This window comes from Anabaena sp. FACHB-1391 (genome assembly GCF_014696755.1).
In the GTDB taxonomy this organism is placed as follows: domain Bacteria; phylum Cyanobacteriota; class Cyanobacteriia; order Cyanobacteriales; family Nostocaceae; genus Dolichospermum; species Dolichospermum planctonicum.
On record NZ_JACJQS010000014.1, the window covers coordinates 1 to 20,608 of the forward strand.

General features: G+C 39.3%; 19 protein-coding genes and 1 tRNA gene. 6 read left to right on the forward strand and 14 right to left on the reverse strand.

What is annotated here, in order from left to right; translation table 11 throughout:
- Positions 1-950 (reverse strand): tetratricopeptide repeat protein (locus tag H6F62_RS08655; protein WP_190371816.1); only part of this gene is annotated, 950 nt, incomplete at its 3' end.
- Between the two features lie 158 nt (positions 951-1,108).
- Entirely contained in the window at positions 1,109-1,558 is a 450-nt protein-coding gene (locus H6F62_RS08660) for a DUF29 domain-containing protein (RefSeq protein ID WP_190371817.1), read from the reverse strand.
- Positions 1,559-1,820: 262 nt separating this feature from the next.
- On the opposite strand from H6F62_RS08660, the gene H6F62_RS20420 reads away from it, so the two are divergent.
- Both H6F62_RS20420 and H6F62_RS08670 read left to right on the forward strand, forming a co-directional pair.
- Entirely contained in the window at positions 1,821-2,054 is a 234-nt protein-coding gene (locus H6F62_RS20420; protein ID WP_242025943.1) for a DUF433 domain-containing protein, read from the forward strand.
- A 145-nt stretch (positions 2,055-2,199) separates the two neighbouring features.
- The gene (locus H6F62_RS08670; protein WP_137907715.1) at positions 2,200-2,538 is read left to right on the forward strand and encodes a metalloregulator ArsR/SmtB family transcription factor; all 339 of its coding nucleotides are present in this window, start codon (positions 2,200-2,202) and stop codon (positions 2,536-2,538) included.
- A 236-nt stretch (positions 2,539-2,774) separates the two neighbouring features.
- Here H6F62_RS08670 and H6F62_RS08675 read toward each other — a convergent pair.
- The 5 genes from H6F62_RS08675 to H6F62_RS08695 all read right to left on the reverse strand — a co-directional run bounded on the left by H6F62_RS08675 (position 2,775) and on the right by H6F62_RS08695 (position 6,576).
- A tRNA-Met gene (locus H6F62_RS08675) sits at positions 2,775-2,851 on the reverse strand.
- 60 nt (positions 2,852-2,911) lie between these two features.
- Positions 2,912-3,865 carry an asparaginase gene (locus tag H6F62_RS08680; RefSeq protein ID WP_137907716.1) on the reverse strand — a complete coding sequence of 318 codons (954 nt, stop codon included), beginning with the start codon at positions 3,863-3,865 and terminating at the stop codon, positions 2,912-2,914.
- Between the two features lie 111 nt (positions 3,866-3,976).
- Positions 3,977-4,477, reverse strand: a complete 501-nt coding sequence (locus H6F62_RS08685) for a CGLD27 family protein (protein WP_137907717.1) — start codon at positions 4,475-4,477, stop codon at positions 3,977-3,979.
- 5 nt (positions 4,478-4,482) lie between these two features.
- The gene (gene rsfS, locus H6F62_RS08690; RefSeq protein ID WP_028089786.1) at positions 4,483-4,920 is read right to left on the reverse strand and encodes a ribosome silencing factor; all 438 of its coding nucleotides are present in this window, start codon (positions 4,918-4,920) and stop codon (positions 4,483-4,485) included.
- Between the two features lie 600 nt (positions 4,921-5,520).
- Entirely contained in the window at positions 5,521-6,576 is a 1,056-nt protein-coding gene (locus tag H6F62_RS08695) for a sugar transferase (protein WP_190371818.1), read from the reverse strand.
- Positions 6,577-6,767: 191 nt separating this feature from the next.
- On the opposite strand from H6F62_RS08695, the gene H6F62_RS08700 reads away from it, so the two are divergent.
- Entirely contained in the window at positions 6,768-7,577 is an 810-nt protein-coding gene (locus tag H6F62_RS08700; RefSeq protein ID WP_137907719.1) for a 7-carboxy-7-deazaguanine synthase QueE, read from the forward strand.
- 117 nt (positions 7,578-7,694) lie between these two features.
- Here H6F62_RS08700 and H6F62_RS08705 read toward each other — a convergent pair whose 3' ends face one another.
- Positions 7,695-8,339 (reverse strand): DUF3318 domain-containing protein, encoded by a 645-nt coding sequence (locus H6F62_RS08705; protein ID WP_137907720.1) that lies wholly within the window; start codon positions 8,337-8,339, stop codon positions 7,695-7,697.
- A 67-nt stretch (positions 8,340-8,406) separates the two neighbouring features.
- Positions 8,407-8,979 carry a hypothetical protein gene (locus tag H6F62_RS08710; RefSeq protein ID WP_137907735.1) on the reverse strand — a complete coding sequence of 191 codons (573 nt, stop codon included), beginning with the start codon at positions 8,977-8,979 and terminating at the stop codon, positions 8,407-8,409.
- 357 nt (positions 8,980-9,336) lie between these two features.
- On the opposite strand from H6F62_RS08710, the gene glpX reads away from it, so the two are divergent.
- Together glpX and H6F62_RS08720 are read left to right on the forward strand one after the other, a co-directional pair.
- Positions 9,337-10,374, forward strand: coding sequence for a class II fructose-bisphosphatase (gene glpX, locus H6F62_RS08715; RefSeq protein WP_028082657.1), 1,038 nt, complete (start codon positions 9,337-9,339; stop codon positions 10,372-10,374).
- A 144-nt stretch (positions 10,375-10,518) separates the two neighbouring features.
- Positions 10,519-11,805, forward strand: a complete 1,287-nt coding sequence (locus H6F62_RS08720; RefSeq protein WP_190371819.1) for a glutamyl-tRNA reductase — start codon at positions 10,519-10,521, stop codon at positions 11,803-11,805.
- Positions 11,806-12,007: 202 nt separating this feature from the next.
- On the opposite strand, the gene H6F62_RS08725 is transcribed toward H6F62_RS08720, so the two are convergent.
- Together H6F62_RS08725 and mgtE are read right to left on the reverse strand one after the other, a co-directional pair.
- Entirely contained in the window at positions 12,008-13,000 is a 993-nt protein-coding gene (locus H6F62_RS08725) for an aspartate carbamoyltransferase catalytic subunit (protein ID WP_137907723.1), read from the reverse strand.
- A gap of 189 nt (positions 13,001-13,189) precedes the next feature.
- A complete protein-coding gene (mgtE, locus tag H6F62_RS08730; RefSeq protein ID WP_190371820.1) occupies positions 13,190-14,539 on the reverse strand; it encodes a magnesium transporter in 1,350 nt (449 codons plus the stop codon).
- A gap of 889 nt (positions 14,540-15,428) precedes the next feature.
- On the opposite strand from mgtE, the gene H6F62_RS08735 reads away from it, so the two are divergent.
- Positions 15,429-16,220: an outer membrane beta-barrel protein gene (locus H6F62_RS08735; RefSeq protein WP_190371821.1), complete on the forward strand. Its 792-nt coding sequence runs from the start codon at positions 15,429-15,431 to the stop codon at positions 16,218-16,220.
- A 316-nt stretch (positions 16,221-16,536) separates the two neighbouring features.
- Here H6F62_RS08735 and murJ read toward each other — a convergent pair whose 3' ends face one another.
- The 3 genes from murJ to H6F62_RS08750 form a co-directional block, all read right to left on the reverse strand.
- Positions 16,537-18,141 carry a murein biosynthesis integral membrane protein MurJ gene (gene murJ, locus H6F62_RS08740; RefSeq protein ID WP_190371822.1) on the reverse strand — a complete coding sequence of 535 codons (1,605 nt, stop codon included), beginning with the start codon at positions 18,139-18,141 and terminating at the stop codon, positions 16,537-16,539.
- A 48-nt stretch (positions 18,142-18,189) separates the two neighbouring features.
- Positions 18,190-18,687, reverse strand: a complete 498-nt coding sequence (locus H6F62_RS08745; protein ID WP_190371823.1) for a pentapeptide repeat-containing protein — start codon at positions 18,685-18,687, stop codon at positions 18,190-18,192.
- Positions 18,688-18,799: 112 nt separating this feature from the next.
- On the reverse strand, positions 18,800-20,305 hold the full coding sequence (locus tag H6F62_RS08750; RefSeq protein ID WP_190371824.1) for an LCP family protein: 1,506 nt from the start codon (positions 20,303-20,305) through the stop codon (positions 18,800-18,802).
- Between the last annotated feature and the right edge of the window lie 303 nt (positions 20,306-20,608).

Consider the following 20,608-nt stretch of genomic DNA (forward strand, 5'->3'; position numbering starts at 1 on the left):
TCACAAGCTTTCTCATAATTTCCAGATTCTGCTAATGCTTTTCCATAACTATTTAATGCTATGATATTATCGGGATTAATTTGTAAAGAACTTTCAAAAATCTCACAAGCTTTCTCATAATTTCCAGATTCTGCTAATGCTTTTCCATAACTAGTTAATGCTATGATATTATCAGGATTAATTTGCAAAGAACTTTCAAAAATCTTACAAGCTTTCTCGTAATTTCCAGATTCTGCTAATGCTTTTCCATAGCTAGTTAATGCTATTAAATCATTAGGATTAATTTGTAAAGAACTTTCAAAAATCTCACAAGCTTTCTCGTAATTTCCAGATTCTGCTAATGCTTTTCCATAGCTAGTTAATGCTATGATATTATCGGGATTAATTTGTAAAGAACTTTCAAAAATCTCACAAGCTTTCTCGTAATTTCCAGATTCTGCTAATGCTTTTCCATAGCTAGTTAATGCTATGATATTATCGGGGTTAATTTGTAAAGAACTTTCAAAAATCTCACAAGCTTTCTCATAATTTCCAGATTCTGCTAATGCTTTTCCATAGCTAGTTAATGCTATGATATTATCGGGATTAATTTGTAAAGAACTTTCAAAAATCTCACAAGCTTTCTCATAATTTCCAGATTCTGCTAATGCTTTTCCATAGCTAGTTAATGCTATGATATTATCGGGATTAATTTGTAAAGAACTTTCAAAAATCTCACAAGCTTTTTCGTGTCTTCCTGCTTTAGATAATCCGTTTCCATAGCTAGTTAAAGTAATAATATTATCAGGTTGAAGCTGTAATGACCGTTCAAATAATTTAAATGCTTTATTATATTGTCCATTTTTTGATAATACGTTTCCATGTTTGCTGAGAATAATAGCATTTTGACAATTCCTCAATAAATCGTCAGCCTTGCTAATTAAAAATTGGATATCATCATTATTAATCATAGTTTATTTTTTAAATTTAAAGGAATCCAGGGAATTTATTCCCTGTATCAAAGCCAAAGTCGGTTAAAACTGACTAGAATCTAGTCTAATTTACTGAAGGAACATTTAACAATCACATCCTGTAAATCCTCAAATCCTGGACATCCTGATTCTGACAATTATTCCCAAAAGTCCACATTTAACATTGCTTCAATATCACAACTAAACGGCCACGTATCAGGAAACTCACACTGTGGATAACCATTGCGGACAATTTTCAGAGCATCTGCATAAGCTTCATCAAATACTTGGCTAAAATAAGGCTTGAGACTAGGTGAATTTTTGAGTAACTTTCTGATTCCAATCTTTTGTTTAATGATTGATTCTACCCCCCCACGATAACAATCAGGGATCTGCACATAATTCCGCTTGAGAATGTGTTCTAAAAGTTCTGCTAACCGATTTTCAAGTTCACGTTGATCTGAGCGCCCCAAGTCCTCTATCTCTTCTATCAAATTATCAATATCTAGTCCTTCTATATCTCTATTCCGTAATTTGTGGACAATATCTTCAATCCAGAGTAAATAGTCTTGCTCATACAAAGATACTGCAATTGGTGTCTGTGTCATTGCTGTAAACCCTCTAAATGACCTAATTTCATTTTAAGTGACATCATTTGTAATCTTCGACAATCAACCTGTAAACTAGCAAAATCAAGACAATTTAAACTCTTTTAACATTTTGCTTATTCCAAGCATATTCACTGAGTATAGCATATAGTGATCAATCAAATCCTGTAAATCCTCAAATCCTGGATATCCTGATTCTGACAATTGCTAGTTTATAATTAATCTAAATGTAACTTTTCCATTTACCAAGGAGGAATAAACAATGAAAGGATGGGAAACTTTAGATGCTATAGAAAGACAACCTGATAAAGTCAGTGGTGCATGGGTATTTCGAGGAACAAGAGTTCCCGTTACTGCATTATTTGAAAATTTACGTGATGGTGCAACCGTAGATGAGTTTTTGGAGTGGTTTCCCCTGTACAAAGATCACAAGTTGATAAAATTTGTTCTATTATCAATAGAACTAAATTGGGTGATTATCAAGAAATTTCTATAATCTAAAAATCCTGATCCTGTAAATCCTTAAATCCTGGACATTATCTCGACTTACTTAGGCAATGTCAGTACAAGCTTAACTAAACTTAATATTATTAGGCGATCGCCTATCTAGTCAAATCAAATATCATCAGGACAGATACCTAATGCTCTTAAATAAACCACTAACTTCCCCTATTGCTACTCACAGTTTAATAGTATCGGGTTTTCATGCCTTATCAGATCCCATTAGAATCAGTGTTATAGAACTTCTGCGTCAGCGTGAACTCTGTGTATGTGACTTATGTGATGCTTTAGAAATAAATCAATCAAAACTTTCTTTTCATCTCAAAACCCTCAAAGAAGCAAGTCTAGTAAATTCCCGTCAACAAGGACGCTGGATTTATTACAGCTTGAATATTTCCCAATTTCAGGTTCTAGAAACATATTTAGCAGAGTTTCGTCTGAATTATGGGGTTTTAACTCCTCGTTCCTGTTGTGAGTAGCGGGGAATTAGACTCGGTACAAATTTGTTCTAAGTAGGGCTTGCTGAAAAAGTTTTCTCGTTCCCATACTCTGTATGGGAATGAATTACAGAAGGCTCTGCCTTCAAGGTTATAGTAGAGGCAGAGCCTCTTGATAGCATTCCCAGTCAGAGACTGGGAACGAGATAACGAGATGACTAGATAGAACAAATCCCTGCAATCTTGAAAGACTACAGAGATTTGTTTTTTTATTCATTTGGTGGCGGGAAGTGGATTTGAACCACTGACCTTCGGGTTATGAGCCCGACGAGCTACCAGGCTGCTCTATCCCGCGTCGCTTTTGTCGTTTTCCTCTCGACTTCTTTAATATAACGCAAAGTCAAAAGTTTGTCAACTATAAAAGCGATAATTCTCCAACTACTTCCAAACGCTTGTATTTCCCCAGGTTCATGAACTTCTCGGCCAGACTTTGGGCTATGCTGGGGGTAATCCAACCCATTTGTTGGAGGAGGTGAATAGCTACGGCGTATTTAGCGCGTTTTGAGCCATCCATTACCTTAATAGCTAATCCCATACCCTCCCCAAGTCTGCTAATACACTGCACACCTTCTGCACCGGATTTACTAACTAATTCGCTGGGAGTTAAGCGCATCAGTTCTGTGTCAAATTCTCCTTCACCAGCCACCATGGTGGGATGATGGTTCATAGCGCGAACGATGCGTTCCATATCCACGCTATTGCTAGAAGCTAATACAGCATATAAAGAGGCCATTTGACTGAGTTGCATCAGGTATGTAGGTGCGCCGCAGTCATCATGGGCTGTGAGAAATTCTTCTGCTGGCATTCGCAGCAATTCTGCTACTTTGGTGATAATTAACTGCTGGACTGGGTGTTTTCGATCCAAATAGTTAGTTAACGGCCAATGGCGTTGTTGACAAACCGCTAACATTCCTGCGTGTTTACCAGAGCAGTTATATTCTAAACGACTGCTTTTACTTTGGGGGATTGGGCATTGTATAACATTTGCGTCAATATCTGCCCGCCACAAAATATTAAATACCTGTCTTACCTGTTCTATGCTGCCTTTATGGGAACTGGTGATAATGGCTAAGTCTTTGTCACTCAAACCATAGCGTTCTAATGTGCCTGTGCTAGTGACAGCCAGGGCTTGAAATGGTTTGAGAGCAGAACGGACAAATGCAGCAGTTTCAGCGTTACCGGCCACAGAAAGAACCCGTCCCCGGTCGTCGCTAACTACAGCCTGGACTAGATGCCGAGATTCAATAATACCTTCCCGCAGTAACCGGACTTCCAGGGCTGCGGCTTGAGTTCGTTTTCCCATTGTCATGGGTTTATATCTACTTTGTGAATTGTCAGTGGTCAGTTGTCGGTGGTTGGTTATCGTTGGTCAGTTGTTTTACTAATAACTAATAAATAATAACTAACGACCAATAACTATTTACAGGAAATGCCAAACTATAGTTCCCACAAGATACATGAGAGCCAATGCGGCAAAGGTAATTTGCAAGCGTTGGAAAATGGGTTTAATTTCGTAGGTAACAATTAAGCGATCGCGGGTAATGACTGCTTGGGGTTTTGTCCAAGTTTGCCCGTCGTACCAACCAGATTCTTCATAGAATACAGTGGTGCTGTACAGGCGATCGCGCACATAGAACCAACCTAAATACAACCTGATTAAGACTAGCACTACAGTAACACTAGCAGCGCCAGATCCACAAAGCAGAAAATTAAAAATCTGCTTTTGGGGAGGAAAGCTGGCCGCTGCCACAGGTCCTGCTATCAACCAAGACCAAGCCCAAATCCAAAAGATTTTTTTGGTGTAGTTGCTCCAGCTTAAGGTACTATCTCGAAATAGCCAGGCGTTTTTTAATTCCTCATACTCATTGAGTGGTTGTTGTTCTGTAGGAACTGGGCAATTCTCCAGAGAGGAGCGCATCATATCGGTTAACCCCCAACATCATCGGAGTTTGGCATGAAAATACGTTCCGCGTGTCCCCAGAACGCTTCTAAATTATAAAACTCCCGTTCCCTTGGCATCATGATATGGACGATGACATCACCATAATCTTGTAGTATCCATGTTCCTTCCGCTTTTCCTTCTGTGGTGCGGGGTCGTCGTTGCCACTCAATTTCCACTTGTCCTTCTACTGCGTCAGCGATCGCTCTCACCTGTACTTTAGAGTAACCGGTCATGATCACAAAGTAATCAGACAGGTAAGAAATATTTGCCAGGTTTAGCAATATAATTTCTCCGGCTTTACGCTCATAACCAGCTTCAGCAATAGTTAGAGCTAAATTTTTACTTGTAGTTTCTGTGTCAGTTTTAGGTTCGATCACAGCTTTCTTTGTCAATGGAAAATTTCCTCTTAAAGATTCAGTCATTCAACCTCTTGTGCTTTTTCCTTTTGCAGTTACTTGGTCTACTTATGTAACTTACTGACAATTTACACTCTCAGAACTTTTAAATACTGAGACTCTTCATCGCTACTGTCAATGAGTCATCCTGTAACTAACAAATAACTGAACTAGAATTGTGTGAATGGGTTTTTTCTGAATAGTAACATATTCTACAGTTAACTTTATGCCTGAATCGCTTTAGTCTCTATTTATCATTTTCTGGTACTTTGTCCTAGTTTTTGGCTGATTCTTGTTAAATTTTCCTATTTAATCGCTTTAGTAGCTGATTTATTTTACTTAAATATGATTTTATCAGATACTAACTATTGAGATTCATATCTGGGGTGGCAGCATGAAACCCAACCTCTCAAAAATGGCGAAGATATTGTGTGAGATACTATTAGACAAAAATAAGCCCAAGCCGATTTACGACTTGGGTAAATAAAATGAATTTTGTGCAATCACGTCCAGGGTATAACAAAATAAATTATACAAAGTATGAGTGGCATTTGGGTAGGTTAGAGTCGGGATAAAGGACAAAAACAGGACGGAAGAAATCAAATGCGGCGGATTTTAGCAGCAAGATTAAACAGCCCCACTGTTTTTATGAAATAAAATGGTGATAGTTTTGAGAATTAACTTTAAATCGTAAACTAAACTCCAGTTTTTTTGATATTGTAAATCTAAACGAATCACGTCTTCAAAACTACGGACTTGAGAACGTCCCTTAACTTGCCATTCACCAGTCATACCAGGTTTAACGTCTAAACGTTGCCATTCTGGTACTTCGTAGCGTTCCACCTCATCAGGTGTAGGTGGTCGAGTTCCTACTAGACTCATTTCACCTTTGAGAACGTTCCAAAATTGCGGTAATTCATCGAGACTGGTACGACGTAACAGCTTACCTACTTTGGTAATTCTGGGGTCATGATCATTTTTAAAGAAAGCGCCTTCCACTTGATTTTTGATTTGGGATTTTTTAGCTTCCGCATCTACGCACATAGACCGAAATTTCCAAATAGCAAAGCGTTTACCCATCCAACCACAACGGGTTTGCTTAAAGAAAATTGGACCGGGATCGTCAATTTTAATAGCGATCGCTATGGGTATAAAGAAAATAGATGTAATTACTAACCCAACCAATGATCCCAGAATATCAATGGCCCGTTTCATCCAAGAAGCCACGGAAGGATGAGTTTGCGGAAGTGAATCTACTTTTCGAGAATTATTTTGATAATTTCCCGTATTTATCAGATTGTCGTTTGCTATTGGCTCTAAGTTATCAAGAGACTCAATGGGAAATACCTGATCTAGTCCTGTCAGATTCAAGACTGCCATGACTTGGGGAGTGATATGACGCAGTGTCATGATAATTCCCTTTTCCTGGGAATTTTTGAAGTTACTGACTAGAGAACCTAAACCACTACTATCCATAAAGGTAGTATTTTGAAAATCAATGAAAATTTGCCGAGGTGGTGAATCTGCTTGAATTAGGTTTTGGCAAGTTTGCTTAAAACTGATAGCTTCAAGCACGGTTAACCTCGCTGGTACTTGCAAGATTGCTACATCTTCAAGGTAAGTAACTAAAAATTCTACTGGTATGGTTTGGCTACTCATGAAGCTCTGCACTTTAGTTGCCATCTAAAATCTCATTAAATGTGATTTGGTCTTAAAAAAACAATTAACCCGATTTTTAATCTGTATGATGAATCATAAGTAAGTAGATTTTTAAAGATCAGCGGGAAGATCACTAATCAAGCTTCACAATAGAAGAAACTGACAAAATTCTTGCTGTTGTAAATAGGTGAATCCTTCCCTTACTTCATATCATCATGACTACTAAAAATAAAGTTAACTCAACTGCACGCCTAATCGAAGTCTTTTCTGCCATTCAAGGCGAGGGGCTGAATGTGGGGACGCGTCAGATTTTTATCCGGTTTGCTTTTTGTGATCTGCGTTGTTATTTTTGCGATAGCGCCCACACCTGGAATGCACCCCCTAGCTGCCAAATTGAGTCTTACCCCGGATTACGAGATTTTGAAGTTCATCCAAATCCCGTTGCATCATCTACATTGTTGGCATGGATTGCCAGACAAAATCTACCTTTCGTCCACGATAGCATTAGCTTGACTGGAGGAGAGCCTTTGCTTCATGCACAATTTTTGGCGGAATTTTTGCCCGCATTGCGATCGCTGACTAGTTTACCGATTTATCTGGAAACCGGCGGACATCGCCCAGAAAATTTGGCAATAATTCTCCCCTATTTAGACTCTGTGGGCATGGATTTGAAACTACCCAGTGTCAGCGGTGAAACTTATTGGCCAGAACACACAAAATTTCTTCAGTTATGCTCTAACTCTAAGTTAGAAGTATTTGTAAAAATAATTGTTTCCCAAAGTACAGTTGTTCAGGAGTTAGAACGGGCGGCTTTGTTAGTTGCCCAAGTCAATGAGGATATTCCGGTATTTTTACAACCTGTTACCCCTTTAGCTGTTGCCTCTTTAGCTGCTCAAGAATTTAGTTCTGTGGTCATGGTAGCACCAACTCCAGACCAGGTTTTAGAATGGCAAGTTTTGATGAAGAGATTTGTTAAACAAGTGCGTGTGATTCCCCAAACTCATAAAATGTTGCATCAAATGTAGAATTTAAAAAGTTTTCATCAAGAAAAGAATAAAATTTATTGATTCTATAAAACTGTGACCAAGTAATTCAATATTTTTGGGGTTGGGGGTTGCCCACCCCGCTAACTGCTTGTGATTTTACAGTTCACCAGTTTCGCCATTCCTAGATTTAGATTTAGCTTTGTTAGCGCTGCGTTTAAGAGCAGAAAGTCTAGCTTCATATCGAGAACGCTGACGCTTGCTAGGAGTGTTTTCAACCAAGGTTTTTAAGGCACTACCAAGACTTTTATAAGCGTTAGGTAAACTATAACCAAAGCGGGTTGCCAGAGCGATCGCTTTTTCGTCAGCATCTAGCAATTCTTTAATTTGTTTGTCCCCATTATTTTTTTGGTATAGTCGCCAACCGGAAACGCCACATAGAGCTAAAGCTAATACTAGTAATAATCCATCTTGTACCCACAATTCACCCACCGCACCACCTAAACCAATGGCCAGTGCGGCCATTTCCCAGCCATCTTTAGGAATGGTGTCATTTTGAACACGAGCCACTTCGTGCCAAAACAGCAAATTCCGCTGATCCATTGCCAGAGCATCCCATTTTACCAAGTCAATTTGAATTTCTACTTGGTCTTTGCCGATTTCTTCGCAACGAATCAGAGATGGATTAACCTCAGTTGTGCCTTCAACCGTTACCCAACTTTGTAATTCTGGCGGTAGTAAACTTTTTAACCGCCGAATTTCACTCATTTCCGCTTTAGCAGAGGAGGTTGCATAGGATGTCATAAAAATCCAGCCCTAGGAAATTTCTTTTTTGTATATGATTAGGTTATCACTTTCCAGTTTAGCGATTTCAGTAGTTATCCTCTGATTCATCGGTAAAACTACCTCGCTTTTTCCGCGCTTCCATAGCTTTTTCTAGGAGTTCTAATAATCCAGGAGCTTGTTCTTGAATACTCAACAATAATCTTTCTCCCAAGTCTATATTTCCCGGATCTTCTCCTGTTTCCATTACTTCCTGCAAACGCGGCACAGCAATGCTATCCACAATTTGGATTAATCCGCTCAGACAACGGTTAAATTGTCTTTCGGTGAGCATGGAGTCCTCTAGGGGAAATTCAATAATAGCGCGGATTTCACCATCGGAGGGATCATATTCCCATTGCAGCATTTTGGTTTCCCAAGAAATAGCCAGCATGGTTTGCAGGATGGCGTTTTTGTGGGGATGGTCTTTCACTTCCGCTAAAACTTGAGGCGCAAATAACCGGAAAAATCTCCCTTCTTCGTCCAATTGAACAACTATCAGGAAATCCTCTAGGTTTTGAGCTTCAACACCTGTAATAATCCGGTCTTCTTCTTCATCAAAACGGTATTGCCAACCAAGATTATCTAGATACTTGGCTATCTGTTTGAGATTTGCTGCCATAAAAGCCTCGTAAGGAACAGTCGGGAGGCTGTCACCAAAATTATTGTAACCTGGTAGGAGCATTTACTCAATTGGTACATTCAGTCGTTTGGTGTGAAAAATTGTGATGATGACAAGGAAAGAAAGGAAAAAAAGGAATTTTCCGAGATAATTGAGTTTTTTGTGTCTTTCTACTTCATTTTTGCCCAACTCGGTCAATATAACTGGATTCAAAAATCTTCTGTTGAGTTTTAGTTGCAAAACTTAACACAGTTATCAGTCAAGTCTTTTTTCCATCTGTATCCGCACTTTGGTAGACTTAAAAACTGAAATAGCTAAAAAAAACGTACTTGACAAGTAATTTAGAGGGCAGACTCCGTGGAAAATACTCTTGGGTTAGAAATTATAGAAGTAGTTGAGCAAGCTGCGATCGCTTCTTCAAAATGGATGGGTAAGGGCGAAAAAAACATTGCTGACCAAGTAGCTGTGGAAGCTATGCGCGAACGGATGAATAAAATCCATATGCGCGGTCGCATTGTCATCGGTGAAGGTGAACGGGACGAAGCTCCTATGCTTTACATTGGTGAAGAAGTGGGTATCTGTACCAGACCAGATGCCGCTAATTTCTGTAATGTTAATGAACTAGTAGAAATTGACATCGCTGTTGACCCCTGCGAAGGTACTAACCTGGTTGCTTATGGTCAAAATGGCTCCATGGCGGTTTTGGCAATTTCTGAAAAAGGCGGTTTATTTGCTGCTCCTGACTTCTACATGAAGAAACTGGCAGCGCCCGCCGCCGCTAGAGGTCATGTTGATATTAACAAATCCGCTACAGAAAACTTAAAAATCCTTTCTGAATGCCTAAACCGGGCTGTGGAAGAATTAGTAGTTGTTGTTATGGACCGTCCCCGTCATAAAGAACTAATTCAAGAAATCCGCACCGCTGGTGCCAGAGTTAGACTGATCAGCGATGGTGACGTTTCTGCTGCTATCTGTTGCGCTTTTGCTGGTACTAATATTCATGCGTTAATGGGTATCGGTGCTGCTCCCGAAGGTGTGATTTCAGCTGCGGCTTTACGTTGCTTGGGTGGACACTTCCAAGGACAATTAATCTACGATCCAGAAGTTGTCCAAACTGGTTTAATTGGTGAAAGCAGAGAAGGTAATCTAGCCCGTTTAAATGAAATGGGTATTACTGATGGTGACAAGGTTTATAACGCTAATGAATTAGCTTCTGGTGAAACGGTGTTATTCGCCGGTTGCGGTATCACTCCTGGGACTCTGATGGATGGTGTGCGTTTCTTCCACGGTGGCGCTAGAACCCAAAGCTTGGTTATTTCCAGTCAATCTAAAACCGCTCGCTTTGTGGATACAGTTCACTTGTGGCAAGAACCCAAGACTATCCAACTACGATAATCATTGGTGATTTGTGATAGGTAATTGGTGATTGGGAAAAAACTCTTACCAATTACCTGTTACCCATGACCCATGACCTATTACCTATTACTTATTACCTATTACCTATTACCTATTACCTATTACCTATTACCCATTTAAGAAATGAATATTGCCGTGGTGGGGTTAAGCCATAAAACAGCCCCAATAGAAGTTAGAGAAAAATTAAGTATTCCCGAAGCTCAAATCGAAGGAGCGATCGCTCATCTTCTCAGTTATGCTCATATTGATGAGGTTGCTATTCTCAGCACTTGTAACCGCTTAGAAATTTATATTGTCAGTAACGAAACTACTCAAGGGATTCACGAAGTTACTCAGTTTCTTTCTGAACATAGTAAACTACCTATAGTCTCTCTGCGTCATCATCTGTTTATATTGCTCCATGGTGATGCTGTAACACATATTTTACGGGTTGCATCTGGTTTAGATAGTCTCGTCTTAGGTGAAGGTCAAATTTTAGCTCAAGTTAAACATACTCATAAACTCGGACAGCAATTTAATGGCATCAAAACCATTTTAAATCGGTTATTTAAACAAGCCCTCACCGCCGGTAAACGAGTTCGTACGGAAACTAGTATTGGTACTGGTGCTGTTTCCATCAGTTCAGCAGCAGTAGAATTAGCGCAGATGAAGGTAAAAAATTTATCTAATTATCGCGTGTCTATTCTGGGTGCTGGGAAAATGTCCAGGTTACTTGTACAACACCTGATTTCTAAAGGTGCAAGTCAAATTAGTATTGTTAATCGTTCCCGTGGTAGGGCTGAAGAACTAGCAAATTTGTTCCCAGAACAACCTATACAAATCCATTTGCTGCCAGAGATGATGTCAGTTATTGCCGAAAGTAATATAGTATTTACTAGCACGTCATCAACAGAACCTATTCTTAATCGGGCTAAGTTAGAAATGGTACTAGAACCAAATCAACAATTAATGTTATTTGATATTTCCGTACCTAGAAACGTAGATGCAGATGTTAATGATTTAGCCAATGTTAAAGCCTTTAATGTTGATGACTTGAAAGCCGTTGTCGCGCAAAATTATGAAAGTCGCCGCCAAATGGCGCAAGAAGCTGAGAAGATATTAAACGAGGAAGTAGGGGCTTTTGAAGTGTGGTGGCGGAGTTTAGAAACTGTTTCTACAATCAGTTCTTTACGCAATAAAGTAGAGACTATCCGCGAACAAGAATTAGAAAAAGCTTTATCGCGCTTGGGTTCAGAATTTAGCGAAAAACATCAAGAAATCATTGAAGCTTTAACACGGGGAATAGTTAATAAAATTTTGCATGATCCCATGGTGCAATTACGCGCCCAGGAAGATGTAGAAGCGAGAAGACGATGTATGCAAACTCTACAAATGTTATTTAATTTGGACGCAGAGGAGCAATTTAGCTGAAATTGGCAAAAAATAGGGAAAAATGATGCCATTGCGGCTAAAAATCCCTGTTTTGCTTTGGCCTTGGCTTTGATACTTTTGGTTATGGCAGAAACAGAGCTTGTTTTGCCATAATATTCAAACATAAGGCTTATTTGTTATACTTAGCAAGCTTTATAAAATTTTATTAGGAGTATTTTTTGTGAAAGTTGTGTAAGTCCTATTAAAATCTGTTACCGATAAAATACAAAAGTGCCATTCGTACTGCCACACCGCTAGTTACCTGAGATTGAATTAAACTAAATTCAGGATCATCCATTAAATCAGAACTAATTTCTACACCACGATTAACAGGTCCTGGATGTAAAACTTTAACGTCAGGTTGACAAAGTTTTAATTTAGGGCGAGTAATACCAAATAATTGATGATATTCTCTTAAACTAGGTAATAAATTGGCTGTCATGCGTTCTTTTTGTAAACGTAAAGTCATGACAAAATCAGCATTTTCTAAAGCTGGTTCTAGTTGCCAATGGGTAAATAAATTATGGGAATTTTCGTGAACACCCAAATATTCAGCAAAGAATTTAGGTAATAATGTGGGGGGTGCTGCTAAATGCACTTGCGCCCCACTAGCAATTAAACTCCAAATATTAGAACGGGCGACACGGGAATGTAAAATATCTCCAACAATAGCAATTTTCTTGCCTTTTAATAATTCGATTCTTGGTTGTGCCGGATCAATTAAATTACAAATAGTAAATAAATCGAGTAATCCCTGAGATGGATGTTCGTGTTGTCCATCACCAGCATTAAGAACGCTAACTTTTACACCTAAACGATCCATTTCTTGGGCTATACTCAGAGGTACTCCGGCATCTTTATGGCGGATTACCATAATATCAGTTCCCATTGCTAAATAGGTTTTTGCTGTATCTAAAATAGTTTCTCCTTTAGTCATGGAAGATGTGGAAGCAGCAAAGTTGAGAGTATCTGCACTTAATCGTTTAGCCGCTATTTCAAAACTACTGCGGGTGCGGGTAGAGGGTTCAAAAAATAAATTTGCTACCACCTGTCCCTGTAAGGTGGGGACTTTCTTTGTCCTTCGTGATAGTACCTCTTGAAATGAAGCCGCAGTTTGTAAGACGGCGTTATATTCAGCCGTTGTAAAGTCCGCAAGTGTGAGAATATGATGACGATTCCAGGTAGTTGTAGGCATTTAGATTTTAGATTTTAGATTTTGGATTTTGGATTTGAGATTTTGGGTTATTAGATTTTGGATTTTAGATTTTGGATTTTAGATTTTTGGTTATTAGATAATTGGTAATAATGAAAATAATATATACAATTACCAATTACCAATTACCAATTACCAATTACCAATTACCCATTACCAATTACCAATCTTTTAAGATTGTAAATGAAATATATTTAAAGCCATAGAAACCATACTGAGAAAGGTTAAAAAACCGATGGTATCTAACATGGTTGTGACTAACGGACCACTCATTAAAGCCGGATCTAATTTCCACCGCTTTAAGGCCATGGGTAACAAAGTTCCCAAAGTCACAGCCACCATTGTATTAGTGGCCATGACTGCCCCTGCAATTAAAGCTACCCATTTTTCTTGGGGTTTAGCCCAAATTAGGGAAAGGGCAATCATTGTCATTCCTAATGCTAGGGCTGTTCCTAAACCGGCTAACAGTTCTTTACGGAGGATTTTCCAGGTATCTTCAGGTGTAACGTCTCCTACGCCTAAACTACGAATAGTTACGGTAAGTGCTTGTATACCGACAGTGCCACCAGTATTAGAAAATATGGGCATAATCACGGCCAGGACTGGTACAGCAGCAATCACAGATTGAAAAGGAGCGATCGCACTGGCCGCGCCAATGTATAATCCCATAATCCCCAATAACCAAGGCAACCGTTTACGAATGGTAATGTGTGGGGCAGATAAGGCTTCTTCGTCACCACTGACCCCTGCCAATTTTTGGATATCTTCTGTAGCTTCTTCTTCTAAAATATCTACTACATCATCAATCGTAATAATACCGACTAATCTATCTTCCCTATCAACCACAGGCATGGCGATTAAGTCGTAACGCTGCATAATCCGGGCGACTTCTTCCTGGGGTGTTTCTGTTCTGACTTTGACAACGTGAGGGCTGGCAATATCTTTAATTAAAACATCGGGAAAGGTAAATAACAGTTGACGCAAAGAAACTACACTCACTAATTTGCGGTTATCATCGGTGACATAAGCGTAGTAAATTGTTTCCTTGTCTTCGTCTTGCAGGCGGATTTTACTGAGGGCTTCACCCACCGTTAAGCCTCGCCGCAAGCGGACATATTCCGTGGTCATTACCCGCCCCGCTGTCCCCTCTGGATAGCCGAGAATCGTTGACGTGGCTTGTCTTTGTTCTGGGCTGAGTTGTTGTAATAGTCGTTTAACTACTCCCGCTGGTAGTTCATCAAATAATTCCGCCCGTTCGTCAGGACTCATTTCTTCCACCAGGTGGACTACCTGGGCATCGTGGAGAGAGTTGATTAGTTCTTCCTGTATCTCTGTGGGTAAATATTCAAAGACATCTATGGCTTGGTCTTTGTTGAGTAGCCGAAAAGCGATCGCCCTTTGTTTTTCTGGCAATTGGCTGATATAGTCTCCCACATCTACAGGTTGTAGACAATTCAAATCACATTTAAGCTGATTTAAGTCAGCAATATCTAAGGAAGTACGAATTTCCTGGGTCAGCATAATAGACATCTCCTAAAGTCTCCCCCGCGCTGGGAGACTGCCTCGCCAGCTTAGAGGAGGGTACTACTGCCATCTGTTGGACTTTTGTCCATAACCTCTCGTGAAATTTAATATAAACACTGAAATCAAATAGCACTGCTAATTGATGGGTTTAGCCTGGAATTTGATTTCCCGATAGACGCTGTTTAACATTTTAAGGGTAAGTTGTCACTTGTACAAGTGGTGGGAAATTATTGTTCAGTAAGTGCATAGTTTTTCATGCTCTCCGGTTTTGTTCCTTGCGTCCTCTTTTCTTAACCCTTTTTAGATAAATTTAGATCAAGATTTTAGCGTAACTTAGGCAAGCTCTACATATAAATAAACCTGAAAACGCAAAACTAATCAATCCCACATTCCGCACTTCATTTGGTAAGAATTAATGTCCAGTTAGCATCTTGCTTCGCTGTATAACTACACCAGTACCAATACTTTAGTATTAAAAATACGATATTAATACGTACCACAGAACCCTTAACAGCTAAATTTGGGTCATTTTTGGGCAAACGCAACCATTGGCAGTTGTCTTCTACACTAGTTAGTTTATTCTGTTTTTCAGCCCATAATTTTTGTACTTATATATTATTGTTGCTGGCATATATAAAATCGGGGTCAAGATTTTCTGAATAAAAACTATTGATTTTGTCACATAAGTTATGTTAACTTTGTATAGTTAAAAAATAGTTTCAGTTTCAACAAAGCTTTCGCAAATGTGACACTAAAAATCTATTGTAAGGTGTATCAGATATCAAAAATCTGTTTATTTGCCAGATTTTTGCGATAGTCATGCACCTTACCAATGTGCCAGTTGCGTAAGTCCTGTTTTAAGTTAAAGATCAAGGTTGCCTACATCATGACTAAACACAAGTGCTTTTTAGGGTTAGCTATATTAGCGACTTTAGTCGCAACTCCTGCTCAAGCAGAGGAAGTTTCTAGGAAAGCGGCCGACTTAATGGCTCAAAATTCTAACTCGACTGATTCAGTAGATCAAAACAGTAATAATACTCAACCACCCAACACCCCACTATCACCTTCACTCCCTTCAGAGCCTTTATATGGCGGCAGTGATACTGCTTCTAAACTGCCCGCAAGTAACTACTGGTATGTAAGTGGAAGTGTTGGTAGTGCTTCTCCGGGCAATGATGTGCAAGGCAGTTCCATTTTCAATAATAAACTTAACTTTGCTTTAGATTCTACTTCTTCATGGAACATAGCTGGTGGTTATCAGCGGGGGAACTATCGGAGTGAACTGGAAATTAGTTATAGCTCTTTTGACGTTAATAACGCTAGCATAGATACCCAATCTTTTCCATTCTCTGGTAATGTTAGTACGACTTCTATTCTTGGGAACACCTACTGGGATATCCCAACTGGATCTAAATTTCGTCCCTACCTTGGTGTCGGTATAGGGGCTGGTATCCTTAGCGGTAAAATTAAGTATCAGGGGCAAGAAGCTGATCTTGGTACTGGCTCATCTTTTGCTTATCAAGGAAAAGTAGGTCTTGAATATGAACTTGCGAGGAAAGGTAATGCCTTTGTTGAATTTAAATACCTTGGGATAGGTAAATATCAAAATGATGCTGGTCGTGATGTAACTCCACCTAATTCTTATGGTGTAAACGTTGGTTATCGGCTAGGTTTTTAAATAGACACTGCTGTTTACTGTTGAAGTAGAGACGTTCCATGGAACGTCTCTACAAGGGTTTTAAACGACTCACATTTAATTTTCGGAGACATCTAATACAGCGTTTCCCGATCTGATGAGGTACAAAGTTGAATCATAAAACTCTTGTGGTGCGGGCATATTGCCCGCTAGATATGCACCTCATAACACTGGCAAGTGCTGTAAAATACATTCTCAGTGTTCTCCGTGCCTGAAGTGGTTTGTTATTCCGTGACTCGTGCGTAAATCCTAACTTCCTTACCCTTACCAATTACCAATTACCAATTACCTACTTAATTTATTTCTTTAAAAACTTTTGTCGCATCTTAATTACAAAACTATTCACCTCGGGAATATTCATTCTCGAAGCAATAAGAGAAAATACACCAATTCCCACCAAAGCAGATATAGATAATTCTATGAATAAAGTAATTAAATTTGGTTTACCCAAAACTTGACGAGAAACTATTAAAGCTCCAAAACTAGCTAGACCCGATATAATACTACCACCAGTTAAACCCAAAATAGGGATACACCATTCCCGCCAAGGTAAACCATTAAGTTTGCGGTTCAGCAAAAATAACAACATCAACATGGAACCACAATTAACGCCAACTGTAGCCAAAACTAAACCCGGTGCGCCAAAAGGTTCAACTAATAAGAAATCTAGTACAGCATTAAGAAAAATATTAAATGTACTAATTTTAAAAGGTGTTTGTCCATCACCCAAAGCATAAAATACCCTGACTAAAACATCACGCCCTAGATAGACAAACATCCCAATTCCATAGGCAACTAATAAAGAAGATACTAACTGAGTTGCTTCTTGTTTAAATGCTCCCCGTTGATAAACTATCTGGACAATTGGCTCAGATAAAGATACCATTAAAGCCCCTAAAGGTAGCATGGTGACAGCAGTTAGTAAAAGTCCTTGCCGAATGCGTAATTTTAGTTCTGGCCAATTGTCTGGGTGAGAAAGTTTAGCAAATGTTGGTAATAAAGGCAGTAAAATAATATTAGAAATAATTCCCAAAGGAGTTTGTACTAAAAGATTAGCATAGGTAAAACCTGCTGCTGCACCGGCAATAGGACTGGCAAAATAAAGGTCAGTGGCGACATTTATGGGCATCATTCCTGATGATATGGTGGCTGGAGTCATGATTTTAATTACTTCTTGAACACCAGGAGATTTAAAATCAAATCTTAGCCGTAATGTCCCTAATCCTAACCGCCATTGGACAATTAATTGCACTAACCATTGCAAAATTCCTCCCGCTAAAGTTCCCCAGGCTAATATCATGCCACCGATGAAAGCATATTCAGGATTAATAATTTGTTTACCATATTCTAGAACTAAAATACCGATACCGATAATAACGGTTATACTGGATAATAACGGACTAATTGATAATAACCAATATTGATTAGCTGCATTTAAAGTCCCAAAACCAATCCCAATTAAGCCCGCAAATAAGGACAGAGGGGACATAATTTGGATTTGACGGATGGCGATCGCTCTTGTAGTCGCTTCTAAGCCATGACCAACTAAATCAATAATTAACTCAGCGCAGAATATTTGGGCAATTGTCACTACTAGCAACAACCCACCCACAAGAGTTGTTACTGTTTCTACTATAGGTGCTGCTGCTTCTTTTTTATGTTTAGATAAAACACTGACAATGGCACTATGTAAAGGTCCGTTGACACCACCCAGTAAGATCAAAAGAAAACCGGGGATAATATAGGCATAACTATAAGCGGTAGCTGCTGCACCGACACCGAAAGCCGCAGCGATTATTTGTTGTCTAATTAAACCAAATACCTTACTAATTAATGTTGCTGCGGCAACAATACCAGCAATTCCAGCGAAAGAACGGGCGGGTTTTTTTTCTTGTTGTGTCACGAATATCAGTGGTCAGTGGTTAGTTGAGAGTTATTAGTTGTCAATTTTTCAACGACAACCTAAACTATCGTGAGTAGAAATACCAGTTACAGGATTAACACCTTGCGCTATTTTACACAGCAGCGATACTTGATAACGGTCAATGATTGCATTTGTAAAATCAGCGCCAGTGATATCAGCATCATAAAAGCGGCTGCGGGTCAAAGTTGCTTCTGTAAAAATGGCATTTCTTAGATTAGCACCATCTAAGGTAACACGATCAACTAAAGCGCCTGTTAAATTTGCACCTTCTAAATTGGCTTTTAATAAAACGCCTTTGGTAAAAATTGCGTTAGTTAAATTTGCACCTTGGAAATTTGTTCCCCGCATTTCCGCTGCGACAAAAGTTCCACCGACAAAATCAGTATAGGAAAAGTCACGATTATTTAAGTTAGCATTACTGTAGTTAATGGTATTAACTTGAGCGAATGTTATTTGCGGAATCATAATACACAATCCCGCCAAAATAGAAATTAAAGTTAAATATCTTAACAAAATTTTGTTCATAAACTTGCTAAGTAGGTTGGCGTTAAAAATTGTCGTTATAGTGAGGGAACGTTCCCAGTTAAGAGTTCCCTGTTCTCTGTTCCCTGTTCCCTCTTCCCTGTGAGAAAGTTACTTACTTCCAATCTTTACCAATGCGAATTGTCAAGTCAGATTCTAGATCACCGTTTCCTGAAACTTCAACTTGTCCTAAACCTAAAACTTGTTGTAAATCAATTCCTGGTTGTCGGTTGCCTTTTTGGACAATAATCTGAGTTTGACTCTGGGTATCTGGCCAGTCTGGAACTGGGTAAACATTAGTAAAACCTTTCTGCTTAAGATAGGTAATTACCCTTTGCGTTAGCTGGGGTTGATTAGTAGTATTTTGAACAGCAACTCTCCGGGCAGAAATAGGTCTGGTATCTGAGGTAATACCAGCGACATTTACCCCAGTAAAATCAGTTAATAAGCTTTGTTGACCAGTCATATTTAACCAATAGCTATTAGGATCTTGACTGAATTTGCTAAAAGTACCGGGTAACATTGCCATTTGGAAATTATCCCGTTCTACATTCACGGAAAAATTCGCCAATGCCATCATTTCCTCCGTTTTGAGGTTGGTATCAAAATACTTCCGCATAATGCGAGTTAATTGGGGCAACCTGGGTAAAACAGTGGGACTGTTGAGCTTTTGCATTAAAGCAGTGATTAGTGCTTGTTGTCGCTGAACTCTGGGTAAATCCCCCATACCTTCTTCACGAAAGCGGGCAAACTGTTCTGCTTGTTGACCATTAAGATTTTGCCAACCGCTGACTAAATTTATTGACAAGCCACCTGAGCGATCTTGATAATTCATAGCTTGGGGGACAAATACATCTACCCCACCCAACTGGTCAACTAATTGGCGGAAGCCACTAGTAGAAATGCGGATATATCTATCTATGGGAGCATTGTTTAAACTGCGACTAACTACCCGTGCGGCTAAAACTGGACCACCCTTGGCATTAGCTTCAGATACCTTAGTTAAGCCTTGTTCGGGGATTGCTATCATTGTCCCTCTGGGAATTGACAGAACGCGAATAGATTTATCACTGGGATTTAGCCGCACCAACATCATAGTATCACTGCTACCAGCAAAACTTTCTGGTGAACCGTCTACAGTTCCCGGCACTGGTTCAATACCCATAATTAAAATATTCATGGGTCTTGATAGTTTATACTGAGAAAGCTGAGTCCATAAACCTGCGGGTATTTTGACTTGATTCTGTTTATAAGAAGCAAATTCATCATCTTTCGTTTGGTCTAGATTACTCCATAGAGGAGTCCATAGTGCCAAACTGGACGCTAATAAACCAGATACAGTTACGCCTAAAACAACAGTTAGCACCCACAATAACCAGCGGGGAATTGATAAGCCTAATCGCGCATAGAGTTCCTTGGGAAGAGCGCCCACTGATTCCACAACGCTACTAGCAGAGTAGACTGATTCCGGCGGTTTTACCAGGGGGGTGGACACTGGTACTTGTTGAATTATTGTCTGATTTTCTAACTTTTGGACTGGTGGCTGTTTTACCTCCTGCTCTGGTGGTGTTACCTGTTGAGGTATGACCTGATTTTCTAACCATTGAATTTGTTTAATCACAATTTTCTCCCCACTCAACCACTCCTTAAAGGTATGTTAATACAAGCTACAAATATTGCAACTGCAAAATTTCACAGTGCAAATTTTGGATTTTAAAAAAGCATCAGCCAGATTTTGTTGGGTTTTGCTGTCCTCATAGCTTTAATCTGTGATAATTACAACATACTTAACTAACCGAAATTATCAGTCAAGATCATCCAAAATTCAAAATTAAATGCAGTCCACAGGCCACAGGCCACAGTCCAGAGGCAAGGGGTAAGGGGCAAGACTTACCCACCATTCGATGTAAACTTATATTGTTCT

Coding starts and splice junctions, on each gene's coding strand:
- H6F62_RS08725 (WP_137907723.1), bottom strand. CDS start 13,000: ATGCCTACAACTACCTGGAATCGTCATCATATTCTCACACTTGCGGAC.
- H6F62_RS08695 (WP_190371818.1), bottom strand. CDS start 6,576: ATGGCAACTAAAGTGCAGAGCTTCATGAGTAGCCAAACCATACCAGTA.
- H6F62_RS08660 (WP_190371817.1), bottom strand. CDS start 1,558: ATGACACAGACACCAATTGCAGTATCTTTGTATGAGCAAGACTATTTA.
- H6F62_RS20420 (WP_242025943.1), top strand. CDS start 1,821: ATGAAAGGATGGGAAACTTTAGATGCTATAGAAAGACAACCTGATAAA.
- H6F62_RS08720 (WP_190371819.1), top strand. CDS start 10,519: ATGAATATTGCCGTGGTGGGGTTAAGCCATAAAACAGCCCCAATAGAA.
- H6F62_RS08670 (WP_137907715.1), top strand. CDS start 2,200: ATGCTCTTAAATAAACCACTAACTTCCCCTATTGCTACTCACAGTTTA.
- H6F62_RS08700 (WP_137907719.1), top strand. CDS start 6,768: ATGACTACTAAAAATAAAGTTAACTCAACTGCACGCCTAATCGAAGTC.
- H6F62_RS08685 (WP_137907717.1), bottom strand. CDS start 4,477: ATGATGCGCTCCTCTCTGGAGAATTGCCCAGTTCCTACAGAACAACAA.
- H6F62_RS08745 (WP_190371823.1), bottom strand. CDS start 18,687: ATGAACAAAATTTTGTTAAGATATTTAACTTTAATTTCTATTTTGGCG.
- H6F62_RS08710 (WP_137907735.1), bottom strand. CDS start 8,979: ATGGCAGCAAATCTCAAACAGATAGCCAAGTATCTAGATAATCTTGGT.
- H6F62_RS08705 (WP_137907720.1), bottom strand. CDS start 8,339: ATGACATCCTATGCAACCTCCTCTGCTAAAGCGGAAATGAGTGAAATT.
- mgtE (WP_190371820.1), bottom strand. CDS start 14,539: ATGCTGACCCAGGAAATTCGTACTTCCTTAGATATTGCTGACTTAAAT.
- H6F62_RS08680 (WP_137907716.1), bottom strand. CDS start 3,865: ATGACAATGGGAAAACGAACTCAAGCCGCAGCCCTGGAAGTCCGGTTA.
- H6F62_RS08735 (WP_190371821.1), top strand. CDS start 15,429: ATGACTAAACACAAGTGCTTTTTAGGGTTAGCTATATTAGCGACTTTA.
- rsfS (WP_028089786.1), bottom strand. CDS start 4,920: ATGACTGAATCTTTAAGAGGAAATTTTCCATTGACAAAGAAAGCTGTG.